This window comes from Enterobacter sp. MG-EB028, from assembly GCF_056673305.1.
Window position 1 is genome coordinate 2,098,370 of record NZ_CP195079.1, and the last position, 13,156, is coordinate 2,111,525.

The following is a 13,156-nucleotide window of genomic DNA, read 5'->3' on the forward strand; positions in this document are numbered from 1 at the left end:
TCTTACCAGGGAAAAAGCAGAGCGCATTATGGCAAATTTTGCGGGGGGATGCAGTAAAACTACGGGCGCATATTGCGCCCTGAGGGATCAGTTGCCCAGACCGCGACCCGCGTCTTTGGCTTCAATCAGCTCGATCTTGTAACCGTCCGGATCTTCAACAAACGCAATCACGGTGGTGCCGCCTTTTACCGGGCCTGCTTCGCGCGTGACGTTACCGCCATTTTTGCGAATGCGTTCGCACGCTTCGGCCGCGTTGTCCACTTCCAGCGCGATATGGCCATAGGCGGTACCCAGCTCATAGCTGTCCACGCCCCAGTTGTAGGTCAGCTCAATGACAGCTTCATCCGTTTCCGGTCCGTAACCCACGAACGCCAGCGAGTATTTGTATTCCGGGTTTTCGCTGGTGCGCAGCAGCTTCATGCCCAGGACGTTAGTGTAGAAATCGATCGAACGTTGCAGGTCGCCAACGCGCAGCATGGTGTGAAGTAGGCGCATAATTTCCTCATTAACCAATGGAATAGACTATTTTTTTGAACAGAAACGATGTTTTAGTATAGCGGCGAAGTGTCGCCGCTATCAATGAACAATGGCGAGATTACAGAGAAGGATAGTCGGTGTAGCCTTCCGCGCCGCCGCCGTAGAAGCTCTCAGGACGCTGCGGGTTCAGGGCCGCTTTCTGCTGCAGACGGGCTACCAGATCCGGGTTGGCAATATAGTCGCGGCCAAATGCCACGGCGTCGATCAGCCCTTTATTAATCAGGTCTTCGGCTTTCTCTGGGGTATAAGCACCCGCACCGATGATCACCCCGTGGAAGCGCTCGCGCACTTTCTGACGGAAGGCTTCCGTGTAAGGCTTGCCGCCAGCCCAGTCCGGCTCGGACATGTGCAGATAAGCGATGCCACGTTTAGCCAGTTCTTCGATCAGGTACAGGGCATCGGCTTCTTCGTTCGGACCGTTGTCGACGTTCTGGAAAGAACCGATTGGGGAGACGCGGATCCCGATACGTTCCGGGCTCCACTCCTGGCAGACGGCGTCAACCACTTCCAGCACCAGGCGAGCGCGGTTTTCGACACTGCCGCCGTACTGGTCGGTGCGATGGTTAGACGACGGTGACAGGAACTGGTGCAGCAGGTAACCGTGCGCGGAGTGCAGCTCAACCAGGTCAAAACCGGCTTCACGGGCGTTGGCTACGGCCTGGCGGAAATCGTTCACGATACCCGGGATCTCGTCCAGCTCAAGCGCGCGTGGCGTAGAGGTATCGACGCGGATCGCGTTGCCGTTTTCATCGCGCAGCGAGGTACGGGTATTCGCATTCAGGGCAGAGGCTGAAACCGGTGCCTGACCGCCAGGCTGAATGCTGCTGTGGGAGATACGACCGGTATGCCACAGCTGGACCGCAATGCGACCCTCTTCAGCGTGAACACCCGCGGTGATTTTCTGCCATGCGGCGATCTGCTCCGGGCTGTGCAGCCCCGGTGCACCCGCATATCCCTTGGCCTGAGCAGAAATCTGCGTGGCTTCGGTGATAATCAGGCCAGAGCTGGCGCGCTGACGATAGTATTCACCCATCAGTGGGGTTGGGATGTCACCCGGCTCAATGCTGCGCAGACGGGTAAGCGGAGCCATAAACACGCGGTTTGGCGCGGTGACGGCACCCACTTTTAAAGGGGTAAATAATTTTTCAGCTGACATAAAGACTCCTGAGTAGACCAGTCGACTAGTAATAATGGAAATAAAAACGCCTGCTAAGCGCCAGGCGCAGTAATCGTACTTTTCACATGCGCCAGCGAGCTTTCGAGCGGCACGGCACTGCGAGAAATTTTAGCCTGCAGGTTGGCCCCTAACCAGAGAGAGTAGAGTACCTGAGCCTGCGTTAAGGGATCGCCGGGGAAGGCGAGCGTATTTTCTTCGCGCCCCTTCGCCAGCGCCTGCGCCAGCAGGGCGATAACGCCGCTGGCGCCTTTATCCATTGCCGTGCGCATATCTTCTGAGAGATCGCACACTTCGGCAGAGAGTTTAACCGTCAGGCATCCGCTGATAATGCCCTGCTGACAGAACTGGTTCAGCGTTTCCTGATAGTAGTTCAGAACACGATCCCGATAGTTACCTTTCCCCGTGGCGAAGTGGGTCGCGAGGCGCTGGTGGTAGGCAGCATAGTGCCGCTCCAGCATCGCCACGCCAAAGGCCTCTTTGGACCGGAAGTAGTGATAGAACGACCCTTTCGGTACCTCAGCGGTTTTTAATAGCTCGCTCAGCCCCATACCGGTAAAGCCGCGGTGCATGCACAGCCGCTCGCCGGTCGCCAGGAGATGTTCGCGGGTATCGTGTTCAGTATTTCTGCTCATGGATTCACTCTAATAGACCGTTCGGTCTAATGCAAGCTCTGTTACTGGCGACACGCGTTCAGAATGTCCAGCTGTTGCTGATAAACGCTTGATTTAACGTCCATCATGCCCAGCACCGTCGAGAACAAATTGTCCTGCGAAACCGCATTTTTTGCTGCGTGGTCGCGTAAACACTGCTCGTTGATGCCAAAGTTTTTCGCATAGTCCGGGGACAGCCAGAACATAAACGGAATGTGCGTTTGCTGCTCCGGCGCCAGCATGTACGGCGTGCCGTGCAGATAAATACCGCTCTCACCGAGCGATTCCCCGTGATCGGAGAGATAAATCAGCGCGGTGTTCATGTTCGCCTGACGGGCTTTCAGCGCGTCAATGGTTTTGCTGACCATGCTGTCGGTATACAGAATGGTATTGTCATAGGTGTTCATCAGCGCCTGATGATCGCAATCCTGAATTTCGTTGGTATCGCAGGTAGGGGTGAATTTACGGAAATTATCCGGGTAACGGCGATAGTACGCCGGGCCGTGGCTGCCCATCAGGTGGATAACCAGCACCGTGTCCTGCTTCAGACCGTCCAGCACGTTGTCCAGGCGGTAGAAGTTCACGTCATCAATACAGGATTGGTCTTTGCAGAACTGATCCAGCTTCCACTGCGTCATGTCGGTATGGGGAATACGATCGCACGCGCCTTTACAGCCACCGTCGTTGTCGCGCCACAGGAGGTTGAAACCCGCATGCTTGAGCACGTCGAGCAGCCCTTCCTGATGGTGCGCCAGGTCGGCATCGTATTTGCTGCGCGTCATACCGGAGAACATGCAGGGAACGGATACGGCGGTTTCAGTGCCGCACGACGAGGCCTGGGGGAAGTTGATCACATCCTGCTTTTTCAGTTCGGGGTTGGTTTCACGCCCGTAGCCATTCAGGGAGTAGTTCGCCGCGCGCGACGCTTCGCCGATGACCAGCACCAGAACGGTTTTCTTATGCTGACCCGAAATCAGCGCGCCTTTGTGCGCATCTTCGCCAATCCGCACCAGCGTTTGATCGCCGGCAAACCAGCGCATTTTGCTGTATTTCACCACGGCGCTGACGTAGTTCGCCGGGGTGACCATTTTGACGATGCTTTTATTATTGCGGAACAGCGAGGCGTAATCTTTATAAAACACAGCGGCGATTAGAATAATCACCAGCAGGGCACCGAGCATCGCAGCAACGCGCGTCAGCAGGGCGTACCACCATTTTCCGGTACGAATACGGGTCAGCGCCAGCACCAGGGATGGAACAAGACCGGCTATGACAATCCACAGAATCATCTGCGGGGTCACCAGGGCGGTGGCTTCCTGGGAGTTAGTTTCGAACACGTTCACAATCATGTTTTGATCGATGACCGCGCCGTAGGTAAACATAAAATAAGTTGCCGCAGCGCACCCGACAGTTAAGACGATCAGCAGTGGCTTGCGGATATACGGAATATTGAGCAGGCTAAAAACAATCACCCAGCCACAAAACAGCACCACCGGTACGGACGCGGCAAAGAGAATGTCGTGTAGATGAGCAGGGGCAATAATGGCCCAGCTGCGCTGGATAAACAGCCCGTTTAGCAGCGTAAAGAAGAGTGCACAGCCCAGAGTGAATTTAATGTCGTTACACTGTAACTTTTTACTTAACCACATCGATCGCAAAACCTGTCATTGTATTGATGTGGCGAGTATAGAGAGTGAAGATTAGTGAAACCTTAATGCCATAAAACTGTGGTAAAGCCCTTGCACGCGGCGCTGTTAGCGTCTTCACTGTAGGTGAGAGTGGTTAACCGGAGGTGAGTGTGGCAGAGCAACTGGAGTTTTTCCCCATCCAGAGCCCGTGCCGGGGGATTTGTCAGGTAGATGAGCGCGGTTATTGCCGCGGGTGCATGCGTACCCGTGACGAGCGTTTTAACTGGCAAAACTTCAGCGACACGCAAAAGCAGGAGGTGCTCCGCCTCTGCCGGCAGCGACTTCTGCGCAAAATCCGCGCAAACAAAGCCAGCGAGGCCGAAGAACCCCAGCAACCTTCACTATTTTAATGCGGTAATTGCGTATACTCATGACATCACGTCCTTGAGGAAAATGTTATGGTTCAGCGAATTACCCTTGCCCCCCAGGGGCCAGAATTCTCCCGTTTTGTGATGGGCTACTGGCGCCTGATGGACTGGAATATGTCCCCCCTCCAGCTGGCAAGCTTTATTGAAGAGCACCTCGATTTAGGCATCACCACGGTCGATCATGCGGATATTTACGGAGGCTATCAGTGCGAGGCCGCCTTTGGCGAGGCGCTCAAGCTGGTTCCGGCGCTGCGCGATCGCATGGAGATCGTCACAAAATGTGGTATTGCCACCACGGCCAAACCTGAACATGCCCTCGGTCATTACATCACCGACAGCGCGCATATCATCAAGAGCGCCGAGCAGTCTCTGGTCAATCTGGCAACCGATCGTATCGACCTGCTGCTGATTCACCGTCCTGACCCGTTGATGGATGCCGATGAGGTGGCGGAAGCCTTCCTGAGCCTGCATCAGAGCGGGAAAGTGCGACACTTCGGCGTCTCCAACTTTACCCCGGCCCAGTTTGCGCTGCTTCAGTCTCGTCTGCCGTTTACCCTGGCCACTAACCAGGTTGAGATCTCCCCGGTACACCAGCCGCTGCTGCTGGACGGTACGCTCGATCAGCTGCAGCAGTTGCGCATTCGCCCGATGGCCTGGTCCTGCCTGGGCGGTGGACGCCTGTTTAATGACGAGGCGTTCCAGCCGCTGCGCAATGAGCTGGAAACCATCGCCCGCGAGCTGAACGCGGAGAGTATCGAACAGGTGGTTTATGCCTGGATCCTGCGTCTCCCGTCAAAACCGCTGCCGATTATTGGCTCCGGAAAAATTGAACGCGTCCGTTCCGCTCTGGCCGCCGAAGAGCTGCAGATGACCCGCCAGCAGTGGTTCCGCATCCGCAAGGCCGCGCTGGGTTACGACGTGCCATAAACCGCCAGAAGGTGACTTTCCGGTGAAATCTGTGCCCCTGGTATACACTTAAGGGGCAAAAAATAACCCGCGGAGGTCATTATGAAGCGTTTTGCTCTGGCAATGGTCGCGCTGGTTGTTTGCGCAGGGGCGCAGGCAGCCAGCGACGAAGTAGAAATGAATCTCGTCACCTCACAGGGGGTGGGTCAGTCAATCGGGACGGTGAAAATCACTGAGACCGATAAAGGGCTGGAATTCGCACCCGATCTTAAAGCACTCCCGCCGGGCGAACACGGCTTTCACGTTCATGCCAAAGGGAGCTGTCAGCCAGCAATGAAAGAGGGTAAACCGTCGGCGGCGGAAGCAGCAGGGGGCCACCTCGACCCGCAGAACTCAGGTAAACATGAAGGGCCTGACGGAATGGGGCACCTGGGCGACTTGCCGGTGCTGGTGGTAAACAATGACGGTAAAGCCACGGATCCGGTCGTGGCCCCGCGGCTTAAAAAGCTGGATGAGGTCAAAGGCAAAGCGCTGATGATCCATGTGGGCGGGGATAACATGTCCGATCAGCCTAAACCGCTTGGCGGCGGTGGGGCACGCTATGCCTGCGGCGTAATCTGATCTCCAATCGTGCCCGGCGGTGGCGCCTGCTCGAGCTGCGACAGCGAGCAGTGCAGGCGCCAGATAATCGAGGCCAAATCGCGGGCTGCGGGCAGGTGATGCCGTGCAAGGGTATCGCAGATGCGCTGCAGTTCAGCAAGCGTGGCCTCCAGCGGCCGCTGCTGAACCCCGCGCTCGCTCATGACATCGCGCAGCAGGGAAATGCAAACGTCACGCACCTGCGACAGCGGATCGGAACGCGTTTCCCACGCGCGAAGCTGCCAGACTACATGTGAACAGTTCAACAGCACCACGCCCCAGCGCAGCAGCCAGCGGCGGGAAAGCGCGTCCTGACTGTTATTTAACTGGCTGACGTGGTGATACACCAGCGATTCATACTCGCTTTCACGCAGATGCGGTTTGCGGCTGAGTTGGTCGACAAACCCTCTGCGCAACTCCCGAATATGCCTGCGGCTTTTGCGCGCGTCAGAGCCGGGACGCAACACCGCGAAGGCCAGCCACGCCAGCCCCACGCCCAGGATCTTCGCCAGGTTGTCATTGAGAAAGTCGGCGTAATCGTAAACCGGCGGATTCGTCACGGAGATAAACGAGCCCATAAAGACAATCAGCTGTCCCCAGAGGCCCGCCAGTTTCGGCATTTGCAGCTTAAGTAGCTGCATGGTGGTTAACAGCGGAAACAGGAACAGCAGAAACTGCCAGAGATCGCTTATCTGTACCATCAGGCCAAACTTCACCACAAAACTGAACAGTGACAGCAACACCAGCGTTCGCAGCAGCAGCGTAAGGGAGTTAAACGGCGAGGCCGCGACGGAGTATAGCACGCAGCTGATGGCGGCCAGCGTCAGGGCCGCCGAACCGGACTCCCACTGCGTGGTGATGCTCCATGCCCCCACCAGCATCAGCGCGCAGAAGGTGCGAAAACCGCTCCACAGCGCTTCCAGATAATCGGTGTGCCGCGCGAGAGCCGGGCTGCCGGGAACGGTGAACTCCGTGACCGGGGTGGCATTCTCTACCGCCTTAATCCAACGGCTGCTGCGCAGGTATAGACGGCAAAAATAATTCAGACGCTGCCAGAAGGCGCGATGGCGGTAATCATATTCATCCACCGGAGCGAGCGGGGCAATGATCTTCGCAACGGTGTAGATATCTGCATCCGGGCGGGCAAGCGCCGCGAGCAGCGTTTCGATCACGGCGCGCGTGTTTTCCGGCGGCGTTGACCAGTTGAGCAGCATCCGGCGCAGGCTGGAGATGGCGCTGGTCATGCGCAGCTGCTGGTGCAGCAAATAGTTAAGCAGGGTGTTCTGACGGCGAAAACGGTAATGGCTCCAGAAAGCCTGAATCCGCAACAGATTCATGGTCAGGATCTGCCCGATAACCTTTTCATGCGCGAGGCGGATGTCATCGCTGGTATCCGGTTGCCACAGCAGGCTCGCGTGTTCCAGCAGCCGGGTATGCATGGTTTTCAGCGCTGTGATAAGCGCGGTCCCGTCGGAGGTGCTGGGCAGGACCATCATCATAAATCCGCCGCAGAGGATCCCGACAATCACTTCGCAGACGCGCGCCTGAGCGATATCCCACAGCTCGGTAGTGTCGAGCACGTTGACGACCGGGAAGGCGATAATGGCGGCCGTATAGCCCGCCAGCTGAAAAGCGTAGGCGACGTTATTGGTGAAATGGGCGCAGGCCCATGTACAGCATCCCAGCCATGCCGCCATGCTCAGCAGGAACAACCACGGATCGTTCAGCGTGTGGCCCGCGATAATTAACGCCGCGGTGGCACCCAGCAGACTGCCTGCGATACGGCCAAGGCTTTTGCTGATCACTCCGCCAACGGTCGGGAAACTCACCACCGCCGCGGAGGTCATCGCCCAGTAGGGTTCGTCCAGGTTCAGGTAATAGGCGACGGTCAGCGCCAGGCACATGGCTATGCCGTTACGCAGCGCGTAGCGCCACTGGGGACGCGTCGCTTTCATCCACGGCGTGTTTTGCCAGGAGAGCGCCTGCAGCTTCATTAACGGGTTCCGATGGAGACAGTGCAGGTGGTGCCGGATACCAGCGTGATGTCCCCGGGTAAATGGTCAAACTCCACGCGCACAGGCACGCGTTGAGCCAGGCGCACCCATGGTACATTCGGTTTGATGTCCGGCACCAGCCCGGAATCGGTTTCAACGCTTTGATCGTAAATGGCGCGGCCAATGCTGGAAACGTGACCCCGTAACTTCTGCGAGCCGCTGTAAAGCGTTATGGCGGCGGGTGCGCCTTCACGGATGTGCCGAAGCTTGGTCTCTTCGAAATAGCCCACTACGTAGAAGGAGTGGCTGTCGACGAGGGCAAAAATCGGCTGGCCGGTGGTGGCATAATTCCCCACGCGGGCGGAGAGGTTGGTCACCCATCCGTCGACGGGGGCGGTAATCACGGTTTGAGTCAGCTCCCACTGCGCTTGCTTCAGCGTCGCCTCTGCCGCGTTAACGCTCGCCTGCATCGCCTTAACGTTGATGTTGGCGGTATCCAAATCTTCCGCAGAGATGTAGTTTTTCGACAGATGACGGCGGCGGTTGGCCTCGTTGTTGGCCTTTGCCAGATCGGACTGGGCTTTCGCCAGCTGTGCCTGGGCGTTCAAAATCGCAATATGGTACGGGGTGTCGTCGATGCGGAATAACACCTCTCCCTTTTTAACGTACTGGTTATCCTTAATCAGCAGCGACGTAATGCTTCCTGACACCTGCGGGGTGATGCTGACCTGCTCAGCGCGAATTTTACCGTCGCGGGTCCAGGGGGACTGCATATAGAAATTCCACAACCACCAGCCAGCGACCAGGGCGAGGACCAGGACAAACAGGGTGGAAAAGTACTTCAGCGTTTTCAGAGGCATATTCACCACACGATCAGAACAGCAAGGCCCAGGCACACGGAGAGGGCAAACAGGGAGAGATCCATCAGCATGGGATGCCAGATTTCGCCGGAGTACATCCAGTCGCGAAGCAGGCGATGCGCGATGAGCCAAAGAATAAAGCCCACCAGCACGGCTTTAAACAGAGGGGGAAAGTAGACTGACGCACCGAAGATCAGGTCCTGGAGGGGTAAACCCTCTGAGCGATGAAAAAAGGTCACGAGCAGAGATCCTTTGCAGTGAACAGAATGCCGCGTTGGCTTGTCTGAGTATGAAGAAGCATCACGATTCAGTGTAAGTCATACTTTTGAGTTAGATGAATGCAGTATTGCATTTGTTTTGCCAATACAAATGCTGCACACTATTCTAAAATCAGTATAATAACTTAGCAAGCTAATTATAAGGAGATGAAATTGGAATCGCCATTAGGTTCTGATCTGGCAAGGTTGGTACGCGTCTGGCGTGCTCTGATTGACCATCGCCTGAAACCTCTGGAACTGACACAGACGCATTGGGTCACGTTGCACAACATTCATCAGCTGCCGCCGGACCAGTCGCAAATTCAACTGGCTAAAGCGATAGGCATTGAGCAACCGTCGCTGGTGCGCACGCTTGACCAGCTGGAAGAGAAGGGGCTGATCTCCCGACAAACCTGCGCCAGCGATCGTCGCGCCAAACGGATTAAGCTGACCGAGAAAGCGGCTCCTATCATCACTGAAATGGAAGCCGTAATTACCAAAACGCGCGGTGAAATCCTTTCAGGGGTTTCACCGGCGGAGCTGGAAATGCTCATCAGCCTGATTGCACGCCTTGAGCAAAACATCCATGAGCTGCAGTCTCGCGACTGACAAACACCAGGCCTTGCAGCAGCAAGGCCTTTTAATTACTTAAAGACGACCACCCGATTACGGCCGGTCTCTTTCGCTTCATACATCGCCTTGTCGGCACTTTCCACGCACGTTTCAGCGGTTATCGATGATGAGGTTGCCGTGAATACCCCCATGCTGATGGTAATCGGCTCCGGTAACTGCCCCCCGCTGCTGGCTTTATCAAAGCTGCTTAGCTTTAACCGTATACGTTCCGCCACCTGACATGCTGCCTCAGAGGAGGTGTTTGCCAGCATCAGGACAAATTCTTCGCCACCGATTCGCGCCGCGATGTCCTGCGGGCGCACGGAATCCATCAGCAGATTGGCGACAAACTGCAGGACTTTGTCTCCCTGAAGGTGACCATAGTTATCGTTGATGCGCTTGAAGCGATCGAGATCGCTGACGATAACCGAAACGGGCCGGCTGGATTTCGCGATCTCCAGCGCCTGGTTTAACGATTCATAAAAATAGCTGCGGTTATAAAGGCGCGTGAGCGGATCGCGAATCGAATTCTGATACGACTGCTGATATTTTAAATGGGAATCGCGGTACAGCATGAAAACGTCGTAAAGCAGAACAAAAATAATCATCAGCGTAGCGACGGTTTCAAATAGCCGGGCGCGATACCACGATATATCTTCAGCATGTCCGCCCACTAACAGCATTACAAGCGTAACGATATAGCACACGCACAGAAAATTACCGCCCACCCAGAACAGATTACGTACCCGCGTAATAAACATCAGGCTTGCTAATGTTACAACCCAGAGAACAATTAATGAAATATTGATGCAGTGGCTCCACAGAACCATAAACTGCCGCGTTTCATTATCAACCAGGTCGATGGATAAAAACGCAGAATGGCTGGAATATATCCAGGCTAACAGTACGCCGCAGGCGGTAAACAGAAATATACCGCTGACGATGGCGATATGGGCCGCACGGGAAAAGGACTGATTCCGAGTGGGATAGAGTAATGCCGAAGCGATCATCAGCACAGCCATTAAGAGATGGCGGAACATATAGTAGATCATCGCATCGTTGTAGTTAACGACGTTAAACTGATAGAGGTCAAGCCACGCTGGAAAGCTGGACAGCGTTCCGACCATCAGCAGTGCCGAACCGGCAAAGGCAAAGGCGATCGCAATCAGATAGAGCCGCCTCTTATCGCACCAGTATTTCATAGCCATAAAACAGGCAATAAACAGGTGAAACACGAGTAAAAAAATGGTGAGCGTAGGGAACACAAGAGGCGAGAAGGATGGTACCCATTCAACCAGTTTTGAAAAGAGGGCTTGTAGTATTCCGATAACGACAAGGCACCCGAAACAGAACGAGATATAACGACCTTTTAGACAAAGACTATTCGCAAGCATATAAATTTTTACAAAATGAAAAATAATTTATGAAGAGGTAATTGCGAAGAGTCTAATCAATTAATGCAATAAATACTTTGCGCAGAAACAATATACGGTGAGGTTAATTATTGGTGGGGTGAATGGATTTTGTAAATATATTCGTTCAAGTGATATATATTGTAAATGGATGTGGCCCGACGGCCACATCCATTTTTAATTAACGTGGGGACACGGTAACCTGGCTTCCGTTGCTTGCCAGCACAACGCGCTGACCTGCTGAGAAGCGGGTATTGCCCTGTTTCTGAACAACCATAATGGTGCTGCCGTCGTCTTTACGAATTTCCAGCTCTACGCCCTGCGTTTTGTTCATCGCACCCTGGACGCCCTGGCCTGCCACGCCACCGGCAACGGCGCCCGCTGCGGTTGCCAGAGAGCGGCCTGTGCCACCGCCAACGGTGTTACCCAGGAAACCACCCAGAACAGCACCACCGATTGCGCCCATGACGTTGTTTTCATCACCACCCTGAATTTGTACAGGACGGGCGTTAACAACGGTACCGTAAGTCACGCTCTGAACCTGTTTAGCTTCAGAAGCGCTGTAAACGTCGCCAGACAGTGAGCTGTCGTTCACACAGCCAGCCAGGGTTAAACCAATCAGCGAAACGCCCAGTACACGTACAATCATTTGAATCTCCTGTTCACCAAAAACGCCCATTTGGAGGCATCCGTTATGGCTAAATTATATGGCATAAAGGGCCATAGTTCATATCTTTGCACTAACAATAAGAAAATTGTACTTGAATTTGACTTAACGAGACATAAACAGGATCCGCTCGCGTTACCGGCATGACATTGTTAAAAAATATTATCGTCGGATGGCAAAGCAGCGTCGTTTATGGTTGAGTGGATATCCTTAGCCCACGCAACGTAAGGAAAGCGCATGAAATCGGGTCGCTACATTGGTGTGATGTCGGGCACCAGTCTGGATGGGGTAGATGTCGTTCTGGCCGCCATTGACGAACATATGGTAGCACAGCAGGCGAGCCTGACCTGGCCAATCCCCATTTCGCTGAAAGAGGATATTCTGAGTATCTGTCAGGGGCAGCAGCTGACTCTCTCCCAGCTTGGTCAACTTGATGTTCGCCTGGGGGCGCTGTTTGCGGATGCGGTGCAGGCGTTAATGCAAAAAGAACATCTTCGACCTCAGGATGTGGTCGCCATCGGGTGCCATGGACAAACCGTCTGGCATGAGCCGATTGGCGAGGCGCCGCATACGTTGCAAATCGGCGATAACAACCAGATAGTGGCAAAGACGGGCGTGACGGTCGTCGGGGATTTCCGTCGTCGCGATATTGCCCTTGGCGGGCAGGGCGCACCGCTGGTGCCCGCTTTCCATCAGGCGCTGTTGGCGCATCCTTCAGAGCGTCGCATGGTGCTCAACATTGGCGGGATTGCTAACCTCTCGATGCTTATTCCGGGGCAGCCCGTTCGCGGTTACGATACCGGCCCCGGGAATATGTTAATGGATGCCTGGATCTGGCGGCAGTGCGGTCAACCGTATGATAAAAATGCCGAGTGGGCGAGCGAGGGTAAAGTGATCCTCCCGCTGCTGCAGTCTATGCTCAGCGACCCATATTTTGCCTTGCCGGCGCCGAAAAGCACGGGGCGTGAATACTTCAACTTTGGCTGGCTTGAGCGCCAGCTGGCGCTGTTCCCGGCACTGGCCCCGCAGGATATTCAGGCGACGCTTGCCGAATTAACGGCCGTGTCTATCTCTGAGCAAGTGCTGCTCAGCGGCGGCTGCGAACGCCTGCTGGTGTGCGGCGGCGGAAGCCGAAACCCGTTGGTGATGGCACGCCTTGCCGGGCTGCTGCCGGGTACAGAAGTGACGACGACGGACGAGGCCGGCATCAGCGGTGATGATATGGAAGCGCTGGCTTTCGCCTGGCTTGCCTGGCGCACCATCGCCGGGCTACCGGGCAATTTGCCGTCGGTAACTGGCGCGCGCGAGGCCAGTGTCCTCGGGGCGATTTTCCCGGCAAATCCGCGTCATAATCAGAGTTAACTGAAATTCAGCGCGTCGTCTCGTCGT

At 55.3% G+C, this 13,156-nt stretch carries 14 protein-coding genes; 5 read left to right on the forward strand and 9 right to left on the reverse strand.

The genetic code is table 11. The features are described from left to right. Positions 1 to 87 precede the first annotated feature (87 nt). The 4 genes from gloA to eptA all read right to left on the reverse strand — a co-directional run bounded on the left by gloA (position 88) and on the right by eptA (position 4,013). Positions 88 to 495, reverse strand: a complete 408-nt coding sequence (gloA, locus tag ACR42C_RS10005) for a lactoylglutathione lyase (RefSeq protein WP_044596747.1) — start codon at positions 493 to 495, stop codon at positions 88 to 90. A 100-nt stretch (positions 496 to 595) separates the two neighbouring features. Continuing rightward, positions 596 to 1,693, reverse strand: coding sequence for an alkene reductase (gene nemA, locus ACR42C_RS10010; protein ID WP_395312746.1), 1,098 nt, complete (start codon positions 1,691 to 1,693; stop codon positions 596 to 598). A gap of 53 nt (positions 1,694 to 1,746) precedes the next feature. After that, positions 1,747 to 2,346, reverse strand: a complete 600-nt coding sequence (locus tag ACR42C_RS10015) for a TetR/AcrR family transcriptional regulator (RefSeq protein ID WP_479985071.1) — start codon at positions 2,344 to 2,346, stop codon at positions 1,747 to 1,749. A gap of 41 nt (positions 2,347 to 2,387) precedes the next feature. Further along, positions 2,388 to 4,013, reverse strand: coding sequence for a phosphoethanolamine transferase EptA (eptA, locus tag ACR42C_RS10020; protein ID WP_163329032.1), 1,626 nt, complete (start codon positions 4,011 to 4,013; stop codon positions 2,388 to 2,390). Positions 4,014 to 4,162: 149 nt separating this feature from the next. Here eptA and ACR42C_RS10025 point away from each other — a divergent pair, with 149 nt between their 5' ends. From ACR42C_RS10025 to sodC, 3 genes are all read left to right on the forward strand, one after another. After that, positions 4,163 to 4,402 (forward strand): DUF1289 domain-containing protein, encoded by a 240-nt coding sequence (locus ACR42C_RS10025; RefSeq protein ID WP_116340384.1) that lies wholly within the window; start codon positions 4,163 to 4,165, stop codon positions 4,400 to 4,402. Between the two features lie 48 nt (positions 4,403 to 4,450). Further along, on the forward strand, positions 4,451 to 5,347 hold the full coding sequence (locus ACR42C_RS10030) for an aldo/keto reductase (protein WP_116340382.1): 897 nt from the start codon (positions 4,451 to 4,453) through the stop codon (positions 5,345 to 5,347). Positions 5,348 to 5,428: 81 nt separating this feature from the next. Then, positions 5,429 to 5,947, forward strand: coding sequence for a superoxide dismutase [Cu-Zn] SodC (sodC, locus tag ACR42C_RS10035; protein ID WP_116340380.1), 519 nt, complete (start codon positions 5,429 to 5,431; stop codon positions 5,945 to 5,947). On the opposite strand, the gene ACR42C_RS10040 is transcribed toward sodC, so the two are convergent. From ACR42C_RS10040 to ACR42C_RS10050, 3 genes are read right to left on the reverse strand one after another with little or no spacing between them, the layout of a single operon-like run. Continuing rightward, on the reverse strand, positions 5,926 to 7,959 hold the full coding sequence (locus ACR42C_RS10040) for an FUSC family protein (RefSeq protein WP_163329036.1): 2,034 nt from the start codon (positions 7,957 to 7,959) through the stop codon (positions 5,926 to 5,928). The two genes, sodC and ACR42C_RS10040, sit on opposite strands and share 22 nt — an antisense overlap. Continuing rightward, a complete protein-coding gene (locus tag ACR42C_RS10045) occupies positions 7,959 to 8,819 on the reverse strand; it encodes an efflux RND transporter periplasmic adaptor subunit (protein WP_479985072.1) in 861 nt (286 codons plus the stop codon). Before ACR42C_RS10045 ends, ACR42C_RS10040 begins: the two co-directional genes overlap by 1 nt. A 2-nt stretch (positions 8,820 to 8,821) precedes the next feature. Further along, positions 8,822 to 9,058: a DUF1656 domain-containing protein gene (locus tag ACR42C_RS10050; RefSeq protein ID WP_039266199.1), complete on the reverse strand. Its 237-nt coding sequence runs from the start codon at positions 9,056 to 9,058 to the stop codon at positions 8,822 to 8,824. A 186-nt stretch (positions 9,059 to 9,244) separates the two neighbouring features. On the opposite strand from ACR42C_RS10050, the gene slyA reads away from it, so the two are divergent. After that, a complete protein-coding gene (gene slyA / locus ACR42C_RS10055) occupies positions 9,245 to 9,685 on the forward strand; it encodes a transcriptional regulator SlyA (RefSeq protein ID WP_021241135.1) in 441 nt (146 codons plus the stop codon). Between the two features lie 35 nt (positions 9,686 to 9,720). On the opposite strand, the gene ACR42C_RS10060 is transcribed toward slyA, so the two are convergent. Together ACR42C_RS10060 and slyB are read right to left on the reverse strand one after the other, a co-directional pair. Next, a complete protein-coding gene (locus ACR42C_RS10060; protein ID WP_316378984.1) occupies positions 9,721 to 11,082 on the reverse strand; it encodes an MASE4 domain-containing protein in 1,362 nt (453 codons plus the stop codon). Positions 11,083 to 11,281: 199 nt separating this feature from the next. Then, complete coding sequence (gene slyB, locus ACR42C_RS10065; protein ID WP_028012906.1) at positions 11,282 to 11,749, reverse strand: outer membrane lipoprotein SlyB; 468 nt, start codon at positions 11,747 to 11,749, stop codon at positions 11,282 to 11,284. 255 nt (positions 11,750 to 12,004) lie between these two features. Between slyB and anmK the strand changes: the two genes are divergently transcribed. Further along, complete coding sequence (gene anmK / locus ACR42C_RS10070; protein WP_316378985.1) at positions 12,005 to 13,129, forward strand: anhydro-N-acetylmuramic acid kinase; 1,125 nt, start codon at positions 12,005 to 12,007, stop codon at positions 13,127 to 13,129. The last annotated feature ends 27 nt before the right edge of the window (positions 13,130 to 13,156 follow it).